Origin of the sequence: Duganella sp. Root336D2 (assembly GCF_001425005.1) — a bacterium.
Lineage (GTDB): Bacteria > Pseudomonadota > Gammaproteobacteria > Burkholderiales > Burkholderiaceae_D > Rugamonas.
In genome coordinates, this window is the sequence record NZ_LMDB01000033.1 from 51,749 (window position 1) to 72,627 (window position 20,879).

The window sequence follows — 20,879 nt, forward strand, 5'->3', positions numbered from 1 at the left end:
GCAGCGAACGCGCGCTTGGTTTACGCGCTATAGTCACCATATGCGGAATGTTGCCGCACAGCATTTTCAACAACACTGGGGCCAGCCGAGGCAGAATGCCACCGGCCATAGGCCCACTAGAAACCCTAGCGATTTCCAGGCCTATGTTCAATATCTACAAGCTCCAGCTCGCCCTCAAGAACCCTCTGGTACGCATCACCCTGGTGCTGCTGGCCACTGCCGCCGTGGCATTTGCGCTGCTGCGCGCCGATGTGGCGCAGGATGCCGCACCGGTGCTGCGTTCGCAGAATATCGGTGAAATCACCGCCCTGGTGGCCCAGCGCGACAAGCTGGACTACCTGCTGATCGCCCGCCCGCTGGCCGATTCGCCGCGCTATGTCTACAAGTTCAAAGGCGACGCTACGCTGCACGTGGTGGTGGTGCCCAGCACCTCGCACCAGAGCCTGGAACGTGAAGTGCTGCTGCGCAATAACATCCCTTATGCCATCGCCAAGGAAGACTTCCTGGCCGCGCACAAGGGCGTGCTGCTGGACGACGGCGGCCAGTGGGCCAGCGTGCAAGCTTTCCTGAAACGCCACGCCTTCGACATCTTCGTGGTGGGCCTGGTGCTGTTCGTGCTGAAGTGGGGCATGCCGGGCATGGGCATGAACGCGTCGGTGATCACGCCGGACCAGCTCAAGGGTTCGATGGACGACCTGATCGGCATGGAAGACATCAAGCAGGAAGTGCTGCACCTGGAAGACATGATCCGCAACCGCGAAGTCTACAAGCAGCACAATATCGACAAGCCGTTCAATGTGATGCTGACGGGCCCGGCCGGCACCGGCAAGACCAAGCTGGCCGGCTACCTGGCCAAGCGCCTGGGCTACCCGCTGATCCAGGCTTCCGGCTCGGCGCTGGAATCGGGTTATGTCGGCGGCGGCTCGAAAGCCCTGAACGCGCTGTACAAGAAGGCTTGCGCACGCGGCAACTGCATCATCTTCCTGGACGAGGCGCAGGCCCTGTTCATGCCGCGCGGCCGCGGCGAAAAGAAATGGGAAGACGATACCGCGAATACCCTGCTCGGCCTGCTGGACGGCGTGAAAAGCGAACAAGGCCAGGGCGTGATCTGGATCGTCGCCTCCAATTTCGACGATGCCTCGAGCGCGATGGATGAAGCCATGCTGCGCCGCTTCAGCGTGAAGATCAACTTCCGCCTGCCGAACAAGGGCGAGCGCCGGGCGCTGCTCGAGTCCTTCCTGAAGCGCAAGCAGGATGGCCTGGTGGACTGGAACGCCATGGACCTGGACCAGGTGGCCGAGATCACCGCCAACCTCAGCCCGGCCCTGCTGGAAACCGTGGTCGACCGCGCCTCCATGATTTCGATCCAGGAAAAGTGCGTGATCAATACCGACCTGATGTTCCGCGCCTTCGAGCGCGCCACCATCGGCCTGACCGACCGCGCCACCACGGCCGAGAAGACGCGCCAGCGCGAGCGCATCGCCTTGCACGAACTGGGCCACTTCTTCATGCAGATCGACCCTTACCTGCGCGCCGGCCTGCCGCTGGCCGAGGTGAAGGAAAAGTCGCACCTGCTGAAGATCTCGACCGAGGCGGTGTCGAAGATGAACGCGCTGGGCTATGTGCTGTCGGCCGGCGACGACATGTCGCTGCGCACGCTGGAAGAAATGGAACGCGACGTCATGCAGCTGTACGGCGGCGTGGCGGCGGAAGAGTTGTTCTACGGTGCGCGCGGCATTTCGGTGGGCAGCCAGAACGATATCGAGAAAGCCACCAAGATGCTGAACATGATGGTCAACCGCCTGTCGATGTATTCGCGCTCCAAGCTCGATTACAGCCAGTTGCGCGGCGAGACCGGCGACGAGCATACGCTGCTGCAGGTGGAAGCCAAGGCGGACGAGTTGTACAGCACCACGCTGGCCGCCATGCGCGACTACCGCACGGTGATGGAATCCATCAAGGAGGAACTGATGGAGCGCTATGTGCTGTCGAAGGATGCCATCTTCGCACTGCTGGAGGAGCGCCTCGATGCGGCGCCCCTGCAGCAAGCCGCGTAAGCCCCGCTAGCGCGAGGCGATCACCGTGATGTGGCGCGCGCTGGCCGCGTCGGCGAGCGACAGTTTCTCGTAGTTGCGGATGGTGACTTCCGTGCCATCGTTATTGAAGGCGACGCGCGTCCCGGCGGCCGTCACCAGCTCCCCGGGCGCGACCGGGAACAGCTCGGTCTGCGGTTCATCTCCCAGCTGGGCGAAGAAATGCTTGCGGTACTGGGTGAAGCGGATGGTCCTGCCGTTGCCCAGGTCATAGGTGTAGGCGTAGTCGCGGAATTCGCTGCGCTGCATGGTATAGCTGCTGGGCGCAGGTACGCGCACCGTCAGTTCGTCTCCCGCCAGGGCGGAAGCACTCAACAACAAGGCGAATGCTGCCGCACTCGCTGCCAGGGTTTTCATGGCGTCGCTCCTTCAGATAAAGCGTCGTGGCGCACCGCTTTGATGCGCCACGGCCGCTGCATTGTCTGCTGTCGTCTTCTTCGCTTGCTTGGCCGTCAGTGCGGCATCGCTGTCCGTAGGCGCCCTGGGCCGTATCCGGGGAGCGCTCGGGGCCGGGGCGGGTGGGGTGCACCTGCGCCGGCTGTCCAAACCTGGTGCCCTGCGCCGCAGCCATCAGCCATGGCGCAGTGGGAGCAAGCTTGCGCTTGCGGCGGCCCCGTGGTGGCCGCTTTGTCTGTTCGACTCAGTCATCCTACGCCCGGCTGTTATGCTTGGAAAGCTGCCCGTGCGCTCATTTTTTTTAATTTGGACACCGCGCCCCATAGCTTAAATATTTGCTGCAGGGTTGCCGCGCGGTGGCAAATCGGTAATAATGCGTGTCGCGTTAAGTGGCCCGAGTGGTGAAATTGGTAGACGCAGCGGACTCAAAATCCGCCGCCGCAAGGCGTGCCGGTTCGATTCCGGCCTCGGGCACCACCCTCTTCTTCCCCAACGCCAGCCTTCAATATACGCTTCGGCGCGCGCCGCGGCATCCGTCAGGCTACCCAGATTCCCGCTGTTCCCCACCTATTTTTTGCTGGATCCGGCTCATGAGCTCGGAGCGGTTGTGCGCCCCCAGTTTGTCCAGCAGGGCCGAGACATGGTGTTCCACCGTGCGCGGCGAGCGCACCAGGCGGCGCGCAATGTCGGCATTGCTTTGCCCGGCCAGCAACAGGTCGAGGATTTGCGCCTCGCGCCGCGTCAGGCCGTCGGGATGGCTGCGCGCCGCCTGGTAAGGCCCGCGCCGCAGCTTGGGCAGGTCGATGCCCTTGCCCAGCTGGCTGGCCAGGCTGCGCGCCAGCGCCGCAGCCGGCCGCGCCCCCAGTTCCTCGAATAGCGCCAGCGCGCGCAGGGCGGCCGGCCCGGCGCCTTCGCCTTGCACGCCCAGCAGGGCCAGGCCGGCTTCGAACGGCAGCCCAAGCGCGCGCCACTGGTCGCTGGCAGCTGCGCCGTCGCCGCGCAGTTCGGCGCCAATCGGCGGCGGCAGCGCCGCCGCATCCAGCTCTGGCGGCAAGCCGGCACGGTGCTGCCACAGCGCGATTTCGCCGCGGTCCCACAGGTTGACGCCGGCAATATCGTATTGCGCCAGCGCGGCCAGGCCGGCGCGGCAGGCTTCCAGCTCGCCGGCGATCCATGCGCTCTCGATGCGGCCCAGGCTCGCTTCCACGATGCGCTGCGGCTCGCCCGTGGCCAGCGCGCCCTGCCAGGCCTGGTCCAGGTGGCGCAGGCCTTCGGGCTTGCCAAGCCGGGCGCAGGTACGGCCCAGCACCGTCAGGGCCGGCAGGCGCATGATCAGGGTCAGCTGCGGCAGCTGCAGCACGCCGCGCGCGATCGTCTCCGCTTCCGCCAGCCGGCCCTGGGCCATGCGCAATTGCGCCTGCCAGCCGACCAGGTAGTGGGTCCAGGCGTCCAGGTCGTGTTCAGTGTCGAACGCGATGCCGTCGCTCACCACCCGCTCGGCCAGGGCGAAACGCTTGGCGGTCACGGCGCACTCGCCCAGGTTGGTGAAGCAGCGTGCCGCATGCTCGTGGTAGCCGTGCTTGAGCGCCAGCGCCAGGCTTTCCTCCAGCATGGCCTGGCCGGCCGGGTCGCCGCCGAACAGGCGCACGGTGCCCACATTGTTCAGTGCATGGATGCGCGTTTCCACATCGCCCAGTTCGGCCGCCAGCGCCAGCGCGCGCTGGCCCCATTCGATCGCGCCTTGCGGCCGGTCCTGCAGCATCTCGTGCTGCGAGCGCAGGCTGTAGGCCATGGCCAGTTCGCTGCTGTGCGGCAGCTGCTCCAGCGTGGCGATGGCTTGCATGCCATAGCGCCCTGCCAGCTCGGCTTCGCCGCGGTACCAGTGCAGGCGCGACAGCCAGCGCAGGTTGAAGCCGACCTTGTCGCTGCGCCCCAGGCTGCGCCACAATGCAATGGCCTTGTGGCGCGCTGCGATCACGTCGTCATCGATGCACACCAGGCCTGCTTCATACGACCATTCCTCGTAGAGCTGGGCGGCCTCCGGCGCCGGCGTCGCGGCGCCGACAAAGCGCAGCGCTGCCGCCAGGTGCGCCGCGGCCTGGCGGTGCGCCCCCAGCCGCGCCGCCTCGTGCGCCGCGCGCGGCGCCAGGCCCAGCACACGGACCGGGTCATGCGCGGCAGCGGCATGGTGTACCAGGCGCGCCAGCTCGGCCGGGCGCTGCGCCGGGGCATGCTCGCTCAGCGCCTGACAGACGCGCTGGTGCAATTCGCGCAGCCGGGCCGGTGCAAGCTGGCTGGCCACGGCCAGCCGCGCCAGTTCGTGGCGGAACATGAAGTGGCCGGCCGCTGTGGCCTGCAGCAAGCCGCGTGCCGTGCAGCGGTCGCACACTTCCACTACGCCTTCGCCCAGCACGCCGGCCAGCAGCCAGTCTTCGCAGGGCACCGGGCTCACACTCAGCACGTCCAGCAGGCCGCGCTCGGCGCTGTCGAGGCGCGCGACCCGGGTCCAGACCGCGTCGCGCACCGACAGCGGCAAGCTGCCGCCGGCATCGGCCGCGGCCAGCAGCTCGGTGACAAAGAAGGGATTGCCGGAGGTGATGCGATACAGTTCAGCGGCGTCGCGTCCGGCGCCTGTTGCGAGCCGCGCCACGGCCTGCGGCGACAGCGCCGACAGCGCGATGCGTTGCGTGCTCGATGGCGGCAGGTCGCCCACCCAGCGCCAGAATGCATGGCCGGCCACCAGCTCGTCGCTGCGCACGCTGGCCAGCAGCAGCACGCGCAGGCCGGCCACGCGCCGCGCCAGGTATTTCAGCAGGTCGAGGGTGGCCTGGTCGGCCCAGTGCACATCTTCCACCAGCAGCACCGTGGTGGCGCGCGCGCCGGCCAGCCAGGCCAGCAGCCTGGGGAACAGGCGGTCGCTGCCTTCACCGTCGAGCAAAGCAGCCAGTCCATCGCCCAGCAGCGGCGCCATGTCGCGCAAGGGCCCCAGTGCGCGCGGCGTGAACAAGTCTTCGCAGCCGCCTTGCAAAACCTGGTAGCCGGCGCCCAGGCCGGCCGCAAACTCCTTCAGCAAGGACGATTTACCGATCCCCGCTTCGCCGATCACCAGGGCAGTCGCACCCTGCCCCGCAGCAGCCTGCCTGGCCATTTCCCGCAACCGTTGCAACGGCAGTTCACGTTCGATCAACATGCTCGACTTTCGGTCACACCTAAACATTTAAGCAAAGGCAGGCGTGATTACAAGGCCGATGTATCAGGTGAACAGCAGCAGCTTGCGGGCACCGAAGTTGAACAGCACGATGCTGGCGCCGGCCGCCATCTTGGCCGGCAGGTAGCCCAGGCCGGCCTGCTCGACCAGCAGGCCGATCACCAGTGCATTCAGGGCCAGCCCGGCGGCGCCGACCAGCGCAAAGACCGCGAACTCATGGCGCCAGTCCGGCAAGCGGCGAAAATCAAAGACCCAGCGGATCGAGGCCACATAGTGGCACAGGATTCCCAGCAGATAGGCCAGGCTGGCTGCCAGCAGGTAGTGCAGGCCGGCGGCTTCGACCAGCAGGTATAGCGCCAGCGTATCAATGGCAAACGCGGCCAGGCCCACCGTCGCGTAGCGGAAGAACTGGTGCGCGATGCGCTGCGGTGGCGGTTGCATGATCATTGGCCGCCCCAGCATAGCACAGGGGTGCGGCACATTTGACGCATGGCAATTGTTAATGCAATATTAAATATTTTCAGACTGTGGAAGATTGATGGGCGATACTGCAACAGCCAATCCCGGCGCCACCCCGCGCGCCGGCGCGCCCGGGCCCGCGGCGGCGGCGCGCGAATTCGACCTGCTGGAGCTGCTGGCTGCTGCCTACCTGCTCCTGCCGCTGTTCGTCTTCCTGCTCGGCTGGTTGCGCTGGCCCTTTGCGTTGCCCTTGAGCCTGGCATTGCTGCCGGCCCTGTACCGCGCCTGGCAGGGGCGCCAGCTGCGCGCCGTCCGGCTGTCGCGGCGCGAACTGCTGGCCGTGGCTGCCGTAACGGCCGCCTGGGTCTGCCTGAGCGGCCTGGCGCCCGCCTTCTTCCTCAACCTCGACTGGATGACGCGCATGTCGGTACTGCGCGACCTGGTCGTCGGCAGCTGGCCGCTGGGCTACGACACCGCTGCCGGCGAGATGATCCTGCGCTGCCCGCCCGGCTACTACATGGTGCCGGCACTGGCCGGCAAGCTCTCCTCCCTGCATGGCGCCCGCCTTGCCCTGTGGGGCTGGACGGCGCTGGGCACGGCACTGTTCCTGGGCTTGGTCGTAAGCGCCAACCCGGCGCGCAAGCCCGGCGCCTGGCGCTCCGCCTTGCTGATTGCGGTGTTTTTCAGCGGCATGGATATCCTGGGCTGGCTGATTTCGAGCCACAGCAGCCTGCAATTCGGCGCGCATATCGAGTGGTGGGCCACGCAATTCATTAATGGCAGCCAAATCCAGTATTCGTCGCAAACGACCCAGTTGTTCTGGGTCCCCAACCATGGCCTGCCGGGCTGGCTGCTGGCCGCAGTGGCCTGGCGCCACCGCCAGCACGGCTTGTCGGTGCTGGCAGCGGCGCTGCTGTTGCTCGGTACGGTGTTCTGGGCACCGCTGGTGGCGCTCGGGGCGGCCCCGCTGCTGCTCTGGTGTGCCTGGCGCGGCCAGGGCTGGCGCCAGCTGCTGCAGCAAAGCCTGCGCCTGCCGGTGCTGGCCTTGCTGCCGGCCGGCTGGCTGGTGTGCCGCTACCTGACCATGGGTGCGGTGCCGGCCGGCGCGGCCGCCGGCGGCGACCTGACGATGCAAGTCTATTCCGCCATCATTTTCTCGGCCTTCGAATGGGGCCTGCTGGCGTGGGCCGTCGCGGCGCGCGGCGAACGCGCAGCGCTGCTGCTGCTGGCCTTGCTGCAATTATTGCTGCTGCCCTTCGTGCACTTTGGCCCTTCCAATGACCTGGTCATGCGCGCCAGCATTCCCGCCCTGGTGATACTGATGATGGCAACGATCGAAGCCTGGCAAACGGCGCAGCCGCTGCGCCGCAGCGCCATCACTGTCCTGCTGGCCATCGGCAGCGTCACGCCCCTGCTGGAATTTGAGCGCGCCTTCCAGTCCGGGCCGCGCTACCTGCACGAACAGGCCAACTTTACCGATGTCACCGGGGAATCCGTTGTGTGGCATTACCTCAGCCCCGTGACGCGGCCCGATGTCAAGGCCATGTTGAAACCGGCCCGGCCGGTCCCGGGCGCGGCACAGCAACCCTGAAGCGGTTCTACCTGGCGCCGCGCAGGCGGGCGCAATCGTACAGGTAATAGGTGCGCCGGTATTCGCGGTCCTCGACCCGGGCGATGCCGCCTTCGCCCAGCTGCCATGCCAGCACCACGAAGTCCAGCGCCGGGTCGCCGCAGACATAGGCCAGCCCGGCCTCGCTCGGCACCGGCAATTCCGACATGCGCAGTTTGGCGGTCGAAGCGTCATGCTCGCGCACGGAATCGCGCATGCCAAGCCGGTGCAGGCGTGCCAGCCGGCGCGCCCCTTCCAGCGCCGTGCCGCGATTGAATGCGGCGCCGGCCAGCTGGACCGACGACACATAGTTCGCGCGCTGCAGCAGGAACCAGCTGCCGCGCACATCGTTCTCCCAATACACCACGGCCTTGGGCGCAATCAGGGGCTGGAACACGGCCCGCGCATCGCGCCGCGCCTGGTCCGAGACCGGATACGCATATTCCGGCGGGGCGATGCGCCACAGCGCAGCGCCAGCCAGGCCGGCCAGCGCCGCCAGGCAGGCCAGCAGGTAGCCGCCGCCTCGCCCGGACGCCATGCAGCGCCATACCAGCAGCAGCAGCGCGGCACCGGCCAGCGCCAGGACGCCGGTCCCCAACAGGGTCCAGCCCCAGATGCGTGCCGCGCTATCCTCGATCAGCTGCGGCGCCAGGGCGCCCGAATCGGTGGCCAGCTTCAGCACTTCCGCCAGCCAGACAGTGCCGAGTGCCAGCAGCAGTGCCGTGAGCGCGCGGCTGGTGGCAGCGGACAACGCCAACGGCGCGGCACTGCGCACTTGCCAGCACAGGGTTGCCGCCGCCAGCACGGCAAGCACGCCGCCGATGCTGTTGCGCGTCAGCGTGGCGACGACCAGCGCCAGCAGCAGTAGCCGGAATACTGCGCCGCGCTGCCAGTAGCTGGCCAGCAGCCAGGCCAGGGCAGGTACCGCGCCCAGCTGCAGCAGCCACAGCGCGCGCCAGGGCTGGGCCTGGATCAACAGCAGGTTGTGGAAACATCCCGTCCCCAGCCAGCTCGCCAGCAAGCCGATGGCGCCGGCCGCTGCCAGGGATGCGAAGAAGCGTGCCTGGCGGCCCTGTGACAGGCACGCTGCCGCCAGCACCAGGCTGAATGCCAGCGCGGTGCGGCTCAGCCATTTGTCGGCATGCCAACCGTCCCAGGTGACCATGGGCGCCTGCCGGATCACATGGGCCAGCCATTCCTTGTCCATGCCCAGCACGATGCGGTCGAAGGGGCTGACGCCGCTGGCCACGCCCAACGCCAGGCCGGCCGCGCCCAGCGCCGCGCCCAGCAGCAGGAGCCGCGGGCGTCCCATGCCCAGGAATAGCAAGCCGGCCAGTGCGGCCCCGGCGGTCATAAGCGGGTGCAGCAGGAAGGCCAGGACCAGCGCCGGCAGGCCCCAGTGCCAGCGGCCGCGCACCAGGCAGGCCAGCGCAATCATGCTCAGCGCCTCAGCAAAGATGCGCGGCGTCGGGAACGGTTCGCCCAAGGTGAAAATCCCGACCAACGGGCCGTAATCCGAGGGCAGCAAGACCAGGCACACCATGCCAAGCCAGAATGGCAAGCCGCGCAGGAAAGTCGCCAGCAGCCAGCCCGCCCCCGCCAGCCATAAGACGCTGCCCAAAAGGTACAACAGCTGCGCCGCCGCCGGCAGGCCCAGGGCAGCGATGCAGGCCGCAAACAGGGGGCTGAACAGGGTGAACGAATCCTGCGAGCCGTACAGGAAGTACAGGTCGTTCTGGAAATTTTCGGGAGAAAGCCGGCGCATGGCCTGCACCGCGTACAGCCGGCTATCGTGCCACAGCCCGGTCCAGGGACGAGCCAGCAGCCAGGCGGCGGCCAGCAGCAGCAGGAGCGGCAGCAAGCGCCGGTCCCAGGTACGCGGCGCCAGGATCATCAGGCCTGCGCCCTTGCCGCCGAGAACAACAGCACCTTGCGGGCGCCGAAATTGAAGAACAGGATCACGGCGGCCGCCACCAGCTTGGCTGCCATATAGGGCATGCCAAGCAACTCAACCTGCAGGCTGATGGCAAAGCCGTTCAGGATCAGGCCGGCAATGCCGATCAGGAAGAAGATGATGAATTCGCGCTGCCATTGCGCCTCGCGGCGGAAATGGAACACCCAATTGACCGAGATCAGGTAATTGCAGACCATGCCCAGCAAATAGGACAGGCTGGCCGCCAGCAGGTAATGCAAGCCGGCGAAATGGGCCAGCAGGAACAGTGCGCCGTAATCGACGACAAACGCCATGCCGCCAACGAAGACATAGCGGATGAACTGGATCAGGCTACTGGCGCTTGGTGCGCCCAACAGTTTCTTTAACATGGTTGATGCTTTCAATGCGACGCGTAGCTGCCGCGCAGGCGCGCGCAGTCATACAGGAAATAGCTGCGGTCAAAGGCCGGATCGTCGGCCTGCGCCACCGCCAGCGCGCCCATTTTTTGCGTAAGCACGACAAAGTCCAGCGCCACGTCGGCGCAGGCGTACGCCAGTTCCTCGGTACCGGGTTGCTTCATGTCTGCCAGCATGCGGTAGCTATCTTCGCGGTTCTTGCCCAGCACCACGTCAGGCGCAGCCAGGCGCTCGAGGCGGTGCAGGCGGCGCGCGCCCTCCAGCGCGTTGCCGCGGTTGAAGACCATGCCATACGTCTGCGCCACCGAGGCATAACTGGAGCGTTGCAGTACAAACCAGCTGGCGCGCAATTCGTTTTCCCAATACACAGTCGCCTGCCGCGGAATCAAGGGCACAAAGGCGGCCCGCACGGCCCGCTCGCCGGCAGCGGAAATCTGCAGCCGGTTGGCGCTATAGCCCTGCCGCAGCAAGGCGGCGCCCGTCACCGCCAGCAGCGCCATGCCTGCCGCCAGCGCCCAGCCCGCGAACTTCCGGCGGCCGGCACAATGCCAGATGCCGAGCATCAAGGCCAGGCCCAACACGGCGCCCCCGCCCAGGCGCAGCAGGGACAAGCCCCAGCCCATGCCGCTGCCGACATCGACGGCGTAATTCCAGTGGCGCACGCCAAGCGGCGTAGTGGCTTGGGCATCCACCTGCGCCAGCCAGATGCTGAGCATGGCAAGCAGCAGGCAGCATAACAAACCGTAGGTTCGGTTGGAGACCGGCTTGGGCGCCGGCTGGCTGACCAGCCAGCACAGGGCAGCCCCGGCCGCCAGGGTGACCAGGCCGCCAAAACTATCGCGCGCGAACACACCCAGCATGATGGTGGCCAGCAAAAACTGGAATAGCCGGCCACGGTGCCAGAACGCGGCCAGCAGCCAGCCCATGGCAATCACGGCGACCAGCTGCACCAGCCACATTGCGCGCCACGGCTGGATTTGCAACAGCAGCAGGTTATGGAAGACCGAAGTGCCGAGCCAGCTGGCCAGCAGGCCCAGGCCGCCCACCAGCGCCACGCAGTAATAGAAACGGGCGCGCCAGCCCGCCGACAGCCGGGCGGCCATCAGCACCAGGCTGAAGGCAACGGTGGTGCGGCTGGCCATTTCACCGAAACGCCAGCCGTCCCAGGTCACGATGACCGACATGCGGGCCACCTCGGCATACCATTCCGCGTCCATCGCTTGCAGCAGGCGCTGGTAGGGCAACAGGTCCAGCGCAATGCCGGCAACAGCCAGGATCGCGCCGGCCACCAGCAGTGGCACGGCTTGGCGGATACCGCCGCTGACCAGGTAGAGCGCGCAGAACAGCAAGGTCGCGATCGTCATCAGGGGATGCATGACCAGCGACAGTGTCATGAACAAGGCCGGCCACAGGCGCTTGCCGCGCAGCAGGCAGGCCAGGGCCAGCATGCTCAGCGCCTCGGCAAGGATGCGCGGCGTCAAATAGGGCTCGGCCAGCGAGAAAGACTTGATCGGGTCGTAATCGGTTGGCAGCAGCAACAGCCAGGCCAATGCCACCCATAGCATCGGGCCGCGCAGGAAGGTTGACAGGAGGAAGCAGGCGCCGCCCAGCCACAGGGCGCTGCCGGCGAGCTGCAGCAGCAGCGAACCGCCGTCCAGGCCGAATGCCTGGATGCACGCACTGTACAGGGGGCTGAACAGGGTGAATTTGTCTTGCGAACCGAACATGAAGAACAGGTCGTTCTCGAACTGCTCGGGGTACAACAGGTGCATGGCCTGGGCGGCATACAGCCGTCCGTCGTGCCAGATGCCGGACCAAGGACGGACTGCCAGCCAGACGGCCACCAGCGCCAGCAGCAGCAAGGATTCGCGCCAGCCCCAGCGCCGCGCCAGCTGGAGCGGCGGCGCCAGCCGCGCTGGCGGTGCCGGCGGCTGAGCTGCCGGTTCCGCCCGCAAGCTGTGCGCTTGTTGCGTCATGCCGTTTTCTTCTCTTCGTGATACTCGTCGTCGATATTAACGTCCCACAGCGCATCCTTGGACGTTTCGCCGGAAGCGATCGCTTCAGCTGCCAGCTTGGCCGTCAGCATCGAGTGGTCCTGGTTGTTATAGCGGTGCATGCCGTTACGGCCTACCAGGAACAGGTTGCCGATGGTGTCGGTATAGCGGCGCACCACGTCGAACTGGTCGTAGGTGCCGAAGTACGCCGGGTAAGCCTTCGGCACGCGCACCACGGTACCGTCCAGCACATTGGTGCCGGTCAGCATGCCGATCTTGGCCAGCTCGGCGGCGCCGAACTTGATCAGCTCCTGGTCGTCCATCTGCCACAGGTCGTCGTCTTCATTGCAGAAGTACTCCAGGCCCATCCACATGGTGCCTTCATCCTTGACCAGGTGCGGGCTCCAGTTGTTGAAGATCTGCAGGCGGCCGATGCGCACATCCTTTTCCTGGATGTAGATCCAGTTGTCGGGCAGCGCCGCGCCATCGGTGGTCAGCACATCCGACTTGCGCACCAGCAGGCCGACAGTCAGGAAGTCGCGGTACATCAGGCCGTCGGCCACCTTGCGCACTTCGGCCGGCACATCGTTCATGCCCTTGACCAGTTCGCGCACCGGCATGGTCGATACCGCATGCGCGCACTGCAGGCGGAAGTTCTCGCCGCTCTGGCGGTCGATGCCGCTCACGGCCACTACCTTGCCATCCTTGGTTTCCACGCCGGTCACCGCCTGCTTGTAGCGGATTTCGCCGCCGCCCTCGGTGATCATGCGCGCCACTTCCTGCCACATCTGGCCGGGACCGAATTTGGGGTACAGGAACTGTTCGATCAGGCTGGTCTCGGTGCCCTTCTGCGATACCCCGCCCTTGCTCTTGAAGACCTGCTTGACCGCGTGCCACAGCGCCTTGCTGATGTTCAGGCCCTTGATGCGCTGCGCGCCCCAGTCGGCGCTGATCTGGTCGCACGGGATGCCCCACACCTTGTGCGTGTAGTCCTTGAAGAAGGTTTCATACAACTCGCGGCCGAAGCGGTTGATCATGAAGTCTTCCAGGTTCTTTTCCGGCCGGCGCGGGAACAGCATGATCCAACCGTAGGTCACTGCGACCTTGGTCAGGCGCCACAGGCCCAGCTTGGCGGCCGTGGATGCATTCATCTTGATCGGGTAATCGAAGAAGCGGCGCAGGAAGAAGATGCGCGACAGGCGCGAACGCACCAGCATGCGGCGGTCGTCGTCGCTCTCCAGCGCAGTGCCGGCCACCTGCACCGAGGTCTTCTTGTTCTGGTAGGTCAGGTCGAGCGAGGCATTGGCCGCGGCGTCGATCGGCAGGATCTCCTGCCACCAGTTCATGACCCAGTCGGATTTGGAAAAGAAACGGTGGCCGCCCAGGTCCATGCGATTGCCGTTGTGGCAAACGGTACGGGAAATCCCGCCCACCTCCTCGCTCGCCTCCAGCACAATCGGGCGAATGTCGGTGTTCCGGATTAACTCCAGGGCCGCAGTCAGGCCTGCGGGACCGGCGCCGATAATAACGGCGTATTGCTGCCCCATAACAACTTTTCCTTCCAGTTTATTCAATAATAAAAGCAGCTGCCCAAGAAACGAGCAGTGCATCAATGAATTTTACCGTGTGGAAATTACAAAAGCTATAACTGGCGTATCGAAATGTCGTGTGGAACCAGCAAATCAGCAGCTTTTTCAGGTGTAACCGTAGCCACGCGCCATGGCAGCGGCGGCGATTGGCAAAAATGCAAATATGTGGATTTCGACCATCAGGCTCTTGCGCACGGCGCGGATGTCGACTTCTTCCGGGGCGAAGCCGGCATCGGCCGACTGCGCCTTGCGCCAGCGCAGCAAGGCGCGGGTCGGCTTGATCGACATCAGCCCGATCACCCCGAACAGCACCACCTTGGTCCAGAACACGTGGTTGTGCAGGTAGAAATCGGCCCCCTTGGCGCCAAAGAACACGCGCAGGAAGCCGATTGCCACCAGCGACAGCGACATGATGCCGAGCGCGATGTCGTACCTGGCCGCCAGCTGCACGGCAGGCGGCTGCATGCCCGGCCGCACCAGCACCAGCTGGGCGGTGATGGCGGCGGCGATGCCGAAGGCCAGCAGGTGGTGCACGATCGCGAGCAGCAGGTCGGTCATCAGCGTGCTCCCTTATGCGCGTTCCGACACCGCGTCGACCACGCACAGCGCTGTCATGTTGACGATGCGGCGCACGGTGGCGGACGGGGTCAGGATGTGCACCGGCGCAGCGCAGCCGAGCAGGATCGGGCCGATCGCGATGCCGTTGCCGGCCGCGGTCTTGACCAGGTTGTAGGCGATGTTGGCGGCATCGATATTCGGCATCACCAGCAGGTTGGCGTCCTGCTTCAGGGTGGTGGTCGGCAGCAGCTTGTGGCGGAACTTGGTGTCGAGCGCGGTGTCGCCGTGCATCTCGCCGTCCACTTCCAGTTCCGGCGCGCGCTGGCGCACCAGTTCCAGCGCGGCGCGCATCTTCTGCGCCGATTCGCTGTTGGAGGAACCGAAGTTCGAATGCGACAGCAGTGCCGCGCGCGGCACCAGGCCGAAGCGCTTCATTTCTTCCGCCGCCATGATGGTGATGGCGGCCACTTCGTTGGCGTTCGGGTTTTCATTGACGTGGGTGTCGACCATGCACAGCTGGCGCTCAGGCAGCACCAGGATGTTCATCGCCGCGTAGACGCAGGCACCCGGGCGCTTGCCCAGCACCTGGTCGATGTAGTGCAGGTGCAGCTGGGTGGTGCCGAAGGTGCCGCAGATCATGCCGTCGGCATCGCCCTTCTTGATCATCATGGCGCCGATCAGCGAATGGCGGCGGCGCATTTCCAGCTTGGCGTATTCCTGCGTCACGCCCTTGCGCGCGGTCAGCTCGTAGTATGCCTGCCAGTATTCGCGGTAACGCTCGTCGAAGTCAGGGTTGATCACGTCGTAGTCGACGCCCTGCTTCAGGCGCAGGCCGAACTTCTGCACGCGCGCATCCAGCACGGCCGGGCGGCCGACCAGGATCGGGCGTGCCAGCCTTTCATCGACCACCACCTGCACCGCGCGCAGGATGCGCTCTTCTTCGCCTTCGGCGTAGACGATGCGTTTCATTTCCGGCGGCGCCTTCTTGGCCACCGAGAACACCGGCTTCATGAAGGTGCCGGAGCGGTAGACGAACTGCTGCAGGCTGTCGGCGTAGGCTTCCAGGTCCTTGATCGGGCGCGTCGCCACGCCGGATTCTTCAGCAGCCTTGGCCACCGCCGGCGCGATCTTGGTCAGCAGGCGCGGGTCGAACGGCATCGGGATCAGGTATTCCGGGCCGAAGGCCAGGTTGGCGATGCCGTAGGTGGTGGCGACGATGTCCGACTGCTCGGCGTGCGCCAGGTCGGCAATGGCGTGCACCACGGCGATTTCCATTTCGCGGGTGATGGTGCTGGCGCCGCTATCGAGTGCGCCGCGGAAGATGTAAGGGAAGCACAGCACGTTGTTGACCTGGTTCGGGTAGTCCGAACGGCCGGTGCAGATGATGGCGTCGCCGCGCACCGCCTTCACGTCTTCCGGCAGGATTTCCGGATTCGGGTTGGCCAGCGCCAGGATCAGCGGATTGGGCGCCATCTCCTTGACCATGTCCTGCTTCAGCACGCCGCCGGCCGACAGGCCGAGGAAAATGTCGGCGCCGGAAATGCATTCGGCCAGGGTGCGGTGCGGGGTTTCGCGCGCGAAGCGCTCCTTGTCCGGGTCCATCAGTTCGGCACGGCCCTTGTAGACCACGCCGGCCAGGTCGGTGACCAGGATGTTTTCGATCGGGAAGCCGAGGTCGACGATCAGGTCGAGGCAGGCCAGTGCCGCCGCGCCCGCGCCGGACACCACCAGCTTGACGTTCTTGATGTCCTTGCCAATGTATTTCAGGCCGTTCAGGATGGCGGCGCCGACGATGATGGCGGTACCGTGCTGGTCGTCGTGGAAGACCGGGATCTTCATCTTCTCGCGCAGCTTGCGCTCGATGTAGAAGCACTCGGGGGCCTTGATGTCTTCCAGGTTGATGCCGCCGAAGGTCGGCTCCAGCGAGGCGATGATGTCGACCAGCTTGTCCGGATCCTGCTCGTTGATCTCGATGTCGAACACGTCGATGCCGGCGAACTTCTTGAACAGCACGCCCTTGCCTTCCATGACCGGCTTGGACGCCAGCGGACCGATATTGCCCAGGCCCAGCACGGCGGTGCCGTTGGAGATCACGGCCACCAGGTTGCCGCGCGCGGTGTACTTATAGGAGTTGGCCGGGTCGATGACGATTTCTTCGCATGGCGCAGCCACGCCCGGGGAGTAGGCCAGCGCCAGGTCGCGCTGGTTGGTCAGTTGCTTGGTGGGGGAGACGCTGATCTTGCCTGGCTTGGGGCACTCATGGTACTCAAGCGCGGCGGCGCGCAGTTGTTGACGAAGTTCTTCTTTCTTGTCAGATCCCGAATCCATGCTCTACTGCCCCTTCTATCCTGTGTCCGAAAGCCTCCGATTCTAGCAGATAGAGTGGTTGCTCTAACGTAGGTATTTTTACCAATGCCGAATTTTCATCGGTTTCCATTGCCTTTCAATCAAGAATCATGCCGGGCGATGAGATTTTTCCGTGGAACAAGTTAATAAACTGTCGCGCAGGCGACAATGCTGACTTGCGGCACGAAACCTTAAAATCTTGTTGCGCCAAATCGTATTTGCTTGGAATTTTCGGCGAAAGCAACTTTACATATGGCATTTTCCTGCATAGACTGGGTTTACTGGCACTTAACGGAAGGAAAATACCATGCGTAATGCACTCTGGCATTCCTGGTCCCGTCTGTCCGGCGTCCTGTTCCCTGCGACTGCCGTCGCCTTATTTTTCACACCCCAGGATTCCAGCTATGTTGCCGTGCTTGCCATGGCAGCCCTGGCGTCCGGCGGAACCTGGGTTTACCTGCGCGACAAGCGCGAATAAGGACGGAGCCGGGGTAGCCCGCTAGAATGGCGGGATGCTTTCCGAATTCGACCTGATCAAACAATACTTCGTGCGCCCCCTGGCGGGACGCGCTGCCCTTGGCATCGGCGACGATTGCGCCCTGCTGGCCCCGACACCGGGGATGCAGACAGCCATTTCGTCCGACATGCTGGTCGAGGGCCGGCATTTCTTTGCCGGCGAAGATGCCCTGCGCCTTGGCCACAAGAGCCTGGCCGTCAACCTGTCCGACCTGGCCGCCATGGGCGCCCGGCCGGTGGCGTTCACGCTGGCCCTGGCCCTGCCGGCCGCCGAGCGTGCCTGGCTGGACGGCTTCTCGCGCGGCCTGTTTGCGCTGGCCGACCTGCATCGCTGTGAACTGATCGGCGGCGACACCACCAAAGGCCCGCTGAATATCTGCATCACCGTGTTTGGCGAAGTGGCGCCGGGGCGCGCCCTGCGCCGCAGCGCCGCCCGCGCCGGCGATGACATATGGGTATCCGGCACCCTGGGCGATGCGCGCCTGGCCCTGGCCGGCTATCGCGGCGAACTCACGCTGCCGGCCGAGGCGCAGGCAGCAGCCGGCACGCGCATGCATACGCCGACGCCGCGCGTGGCGCTGGGCGTCATGCTGGCCGAGCGCAGCCTGGCCCATGCCGCCATTGATATTTCGGACGGATTGGTGGGCGACCTGGGCCACATCCTCGAAAAGTCCCGCGTCGGCGCCACGCTGAATGCCGACGCACTGCCGGCCGGACCGGTGCTGGCGACCCAGCCGCAAGCCCTGCGCCGCGCCTTCACGGCGGCCGGCGGCGACGACTATGAAATCTGCTTCACTGCTCCCGCCTCAAGGCGTGATGCGATCCTCGCCGCCGGCGCCGAATGCGGTACGCCGGTCACCCGCATCGGCCGCATCGACGACGCCGCAGGCCTGCGCTGGACCGATGCCAGCGGCGCGCCGCTCCCGCTGGAGCTTTCCAGCTTCGACCACTTCACGCAATAGCGCGGCGATATTCGCCCGGCGGCTTGCCCACCAGCGCGGTGAACTCCCTGATGAAATGCGCCTGGTCATAGTAGCCCAGGCCTAATGCGAGCTGCGCCAGATCCGGCGCAGTGCCGGCCTGCAGCTGGGCCACGGCTTCGTGCATGCGGTAACGCTTGATCACCCACTTCGGCCCGACGCCGACGTATTGCTGGAACAAGCGCTGCAAGGCACGCTTGTTGATGCCGGCCTGTTGCGCCAGGACGTCCACGGCCAGCAGTGCAGGATCGGCGGCAATCGCTGCCACCAACGCAGCTGCGCGCTCCGCCTCGGCATCGGCATCGGCAGGCGGCAGCCGTGACAGCAGGAAGACTTGCGCCGCTGCGGCCATCGCTTCCGGCCCCGAACTTACCGCGCACGCGCGCACTTGCCGCGCCAGCTCATCGCCTTGCGCGCCAAACAGCTGGGCCAACGCCACGCGCTGGTCGGCTATCCCGGCAACGGCGCGGCCAAGCAAAGGCCGGAAGCCGCCCGGCCTGAATTTGATCCCAAACGCAAAGCCCTGCCCCGCCAGCAGCTTGGTGTAGCGCGCCGTATGCACGCCATACACGCCGTCGCGATCGTGCTCGATCACCAGGTGCACATTCGGGTGCGGCAGCGTCTCCTGCTGTTGCGGCGCCTGCCCATGCATATCCCAGCCCACGTACCAGTAATGCTCGACCAGCCCGGCCAATTGCGCGCACGGCGCCAGCCGTTCGTGGCGGAATGTACCCGTCGCAAAATGCGGCACCAGGATGCCGCGCGGTTCAGTATCGATTTGTCGCGTTTTTCCAATCATCAGGCGCAGGAGACTACCATAATGGCCGGCATGAAATCACTGATCCCATTACTATTTGCATTCGCCGCCGCAGCGGCCAACGCAGGAGACAAACCCATGCAAATCGACGGCACGTTCGACGTCAAACTGACGCCCCAGCCACCAGCCGAAGGCCAGACCTGGGGCCGGCAATCCATCAGCAAGACTTTCCATGGCGCCCTCGACGGCACCAGCCAGGGCGAAATGCTGGCAGCCGGCACCGCCGTCAAAGGCTCCGCCGGCTACGTCGCCATGGAGCAGGTCACTGCCACACTGGAGGGACGCAAAGGCACCTTCTTCCTGCAGCACTTCGGCCTGATGGACAAAGGCGCGCCGACGTTGAAGGTGAGCGTGATTCCCGACTCTGCCACCGGCGAGCTCACCGGCCTGCAAGGCACGATGAGCATCGACATCACGGGCGGCCAGCACCGCTACAGCTTCAGCTACAACCTACCGCCCCGCTGAATATGTCATGAAGTGGTAACAACCGGGGACTATTATCCTGCCTGTCTCCACATTCATACCACTCTCTCCCATGAATGTTTCAGCCGCCCCAATGTGGGCGGCCTTTTTTTTTGAAAGTCGGGGTCAGCTCCGGCAATCGGACATCTTCTTCACATTTCAAGCCCGCCGGCATTTGCTCCCGCAAGCAAGATCCGAGTCTCCTCTGATGCATCGAAACGAGCTTCGTTTGCGATCCAGGCTGGCAGGCAATCTACGTCTTTCATCCATTCAACGATGTCCCTCCGGCATAAGGAGCAAGGGTTGGTACGGTAGATAAAACTGGCGATGCCGGCAAGACGCGCGTCGGGATTTTCCTGGCATACGTGAAGTGCCGGCATTTCCATGAAATGCATTCCGTCGGCATCCGTCTTTACTCGTTCCAGCGCACTGATAATGATTTTCTCATCACCTGGCAGGAAGTTTTTCTTGAGCAGTTCTATTTCATCCCTACGATCAACGGAGAAGTCTTCCTCACTCAAGCGGCGCCTGGCCAACTCGCCGACGCGGGTGTCCTCGAGCGACGCCAGTGCCTTGACCGCTGCCAGCCTTACCTCTTGGTCCGGACTGTGCGCCAGGTTCCAGACGGTGTCGTTCCAAGCGCGAAGGTCCCCCCTTCCGAATATATGCAAGAGCCTGATTTGGACCTGCGGCGCAAGCTCGGACTCAAGGATCTGCAGGATCTTCTGGCGTTCGGAGTCGCTCGCCCAGCGCCCGAATCGGCGGAAAATATGGGGTGATACTTTGTCCTGGCTCTGCGCAAGTTCAACAATGCGCGACAGTGGATTTTCGGCGAGATGCTTCCGCTGGTACTCAAGCCTCCGCTTTTCCTTTTGCTCCGGCGAAAGGGCTTCGTCCGCAGCCCGTTTGTCGGACTGTTCCTGATGCATGGCGAGATACGCAGTAATTGCCATATCACCCGGCGCGCGTGCCGACAAATCCAGCAGCACTTGTTCGCGCAGCGCTTCATCCTCGACCAGGAATTCGAGACCGTCGACATATTCGTCGGGATCGGAAATGAGCCGTTGGCCCAAGCAGCGCACCACTTCAATCGCCGCCGGCACGCCATCGAGCATAATGATGGCAAGTTCTCCAGCGAGGTCATTTTCAGCCCATGAGCGACGCAATGCTTCGGCTGCAGCCCGACTGCCGTTAACGGCAATCAAGCCTACCAGGTTGGCGACCTGGAAGAGATCCTGGTCTTCCACGGGGGCTTTGAACGCTTCGATTACGGCCGCACAAATCCTGTCATCGTGCGCAATCATCGAATACAGCCACTTGGCGCGAGGCCCCTCGCATTGCTGGTCATACGCGCGATTTACCAGGCAGGCATCAAGAATGATCTCAAATAGTTCATCTGAGCCATGGTCTTGCACGTGCAGGACAGCACTGCCACGGCCCTGGTGAAGCGCTGTAGTGAACTCGTCTCGATTCAATAACGGCATCGGGCAATTTTGCATGCCG

General features: G+C 64.8%; 16 protein-coding genes and 1 tRNA gene. 6 read left to right on the forward strand and 11 right to left on the reverse strand.

Features of this window, described 5'->3' with window-relative positions:
- The first annotated feature begins 143 nt into the window (after positions 1 to 143).
- Complete coding sequence (locus tag ASD07_RS18535; RefSeq protein WP_055933754.1) at positions 144 to 2,057, forward strand: AAA family ATPase; 1,914 nt, start codon at positions 144 to 146, stop codon at positions 2,055 to 2,057.
- Positions 2,058 to 2,063: 6 nt separating this feature from the next.
- Here ASD07_RS18535 and ASD07_RS18540 read toward each other — a convergent pair whose 3' ends face one another.
- Complete coding sequence (locus ASD07_RS18540; RefSeq protein WP_055933756.1) at positions 2,064 to 2,450, reverse strand: hypothetical protein; 387 nt, start codon at positions 2,448 to 2,450, stop codon at positions 2,064 to 2,066.
- Between the two features lie 431 nt (positions 2,451 to 2,881).
- Between ASD07_RS18540 and ASD07_RS18545 the strand changes: the two genes are divergently transcribed.
- Positions 2,882 to 2,966, forward strand: a tRNA-Leu gene (locus ASD07_RS18545).
- A gap of 64 nt (positions 2,967 to 3,030) precedes the next feature.
- Here ASD07_RS18545 and ASD07_RS18550 read toward each other — a convergent pair.
- Together ASD07_RS18550 and ASD07_RS18555 are read right to left on the reverse strand one after the other, a co-directional pair.
- Positions 3,031 to 5,679, reverse strand: a complete 2,649-nt coding sequence (locus ASD07_RS18550; RefSeq protein WP_055933758.1) for an AAA family ATPase — start codon at positions 5,677 to 5,679, stop codon at positions 3,031 to 3,033.
- Positions 5,680 to 5,742: 63 nt separating this feature from the next.
- Positions 5,743 to 6,144: a GtrA family protein gene (locus tag ASD07_RS18555; protein WP_055933760.1), complete on the reverse strand. Its 402-nt coding sequence runs from the start codon at positions 6,142 to 6,144 to the stop codon at positions 5,743 to 5,745.
- Positions 6,145 to 6,235: 91 nt separating this feature from the next.
- On the opposite strand from ASD07_RS18555, the gene ASD07_RS18560 reads away from it, so the two are divergent.
- A complete protein-coding gene (locus ASD07_RS18560) occupies positions 6,236 to 7,747 on the forward strand; it encodes a hypothetical protein (protein ID WP_055933761.1) in 1,512 nt (503 codons plus the stop codon).
- Positions 7,748 to 7,754: 7 nt separating this feature from the next.
- Here ASD07_RS18560 and ASD07_RS18565 read toward each other — a convergent pair whose 3' ends face one another.
- From ASD07_RS18565 to ASD07_RS18590, 6 genes are all read right to left on the reverse strand, one after another.
- Positions 7,755 to 9,659: a hypothetical protein gene (locus ASD07_RS18565; RefSeq protein WP_055933763.1), complete on the reverse strand. Its 1,905-nt coding sequence runs from the start codon at positions 9,657 to 9,659 to the stop codon at positions 7,755 to 7,757.
- Entirely contained in the window at positions 9,659 to 10,087 is a 429-nt protein-coding gene (locus ASD07_RS18570) for a GtrA family protein (protein WP_055933765.1), read from the reverse strand. Before ASD07_RS18570 ends, ASD07_RS18565 begins: the two co-directional genes overlap by 1 nt.
- Before the next feature lie 11 nt (positions 10,088 to 10,098).
- Positions 10,099 to 12,090, reverse strand: a complete 1,992-nt coding sequence (locus tag ASD07_RS18575) for a hypothetical protein (RefSeq protein WP_055933767.1) — start codon at positions 12,088 to 12,090, stop codon at positions 10,099 to 10,101.
- Positions 12,087 to 13,655, reverse strand: coding sequence for an NAD(P)/FAD-dependent oxidoreductase (locus ASD07_RS18580; protein WP_055933769.1), 1,569 nt, complete (start codon positions 13,653 to 13,655; stop codon positions 12,087 to 12,089). Before ASD07_RS18580 ends, ASD07_RS18575 begins: the two co-directional genes overlap by 4 nt.
- A 147-nt stretch (positions 13,656 to 13,802) precedes the next feature.
- Positions 13,803 to 14,255: a DUF2214 family protein gene (locus tag ASD07_RS18585; RefSeq protein ID WP_055933771.1), complete on the reverse strand. Its 453-nt coding sequence runs from the start codon at positions 14,253 to 14,255 to the stop codon at positions 13,803 to 13,805.
- 12 nt (positions 14,256 to 14,267) lie between these two features.
- On the reverse strand, positions 14,268 to 16,583 hold the full coding sequence (locus ASD07_RS18590) for an NADP-dependent malic enzyme (RefSeq protein WP_055933773.1): 2,316 nt from the start codon (positions 16,581 to 16,583) through the stop codon (positions 14,268 to 14,270).
- Between the two features lie 325 nt (positions 16,584 to 16,908).
- On the opposite strand from ASD07_RS18590, the gene ASD07_RS31000 reads away from it, so the two are divergent.
- The gene (locus tag ASD07_RS31000) at positions 16,909 to 17,079 is read left to right on the forward strand and encodes a hypothetical protein (protein ID WP_156398089.1); all 171 of its coding nucleotides are present in this window, start codon (positions 16,909 to 16,911) and stop codon (positions 17,077 to 17,079) included.
- A 34-nt stretch (positions 17,080 to 17,113) separates the two neighbouring features.
- A complete protein-coding gene (gene thiL, locus ASD07_RS18595; protein WP_055933775.1) occupies positions 17,114 to 18,079 on the forward strand; it encodes a thiamine-phosphate kinase in 966 nt (321 codons plus the stop codon).
- Here the strand turns inward: thiL and ASD07_RS18600 are convergent.
- Entirely contained in the window at positions 18,069 to 18,896 is an 828-nt protein-coding gene (locus tag ASD07_RS18600; RefSeq protein WP_055933777.1) for a helix-turn-helix domain-containing protein, read from the reverse strand. The two genes, thiL and ASD07_RS18600, sit on opposite strands and share 11 nt — an antisense overlap.
- A gap of 96 nt (positions 18,897 to 18,992) precedes the next feature.
- On the opposite strand from ASD07_RS18600, the gene ASD07_RS18605 reads away from it, so the two are divergent.
- Positions 18,993 to 19,379: a DUF3224 domain-containing protein gene (locus tag ASD07_RS18605; RefSeq protein ID WP_055934463.1), complete on the forward strand. Its 387-nt coding sequence runs from the start codon at positions 18,993 to 18,995 to the stop codon at positions 19,377 to 19,379.
- Between the two features lie 149 nt (positions 19,380 to 19,528).
- Here the strand turns inward: ASD07_RS18605 and ASD07_RS18610 are convergent, their stop codons facing one another.
- Positions 19,529 to 20,875 carry a HEAT repeat domain-containing protein gene (locus tag ASD07_RS18610; RefSeq protein WP_156398090.1) on the reverse strand — a complete coding sequence of 449 codons (1,347 nt, stop codon included), beginning with the start codon at positions 20,873 to 20,875 and terminating at the stop codon, positions 19,529 to 19,531.
- Between the last annotated feature and the right edge of the window lie 4 nt (positions 20,876 to 20,879).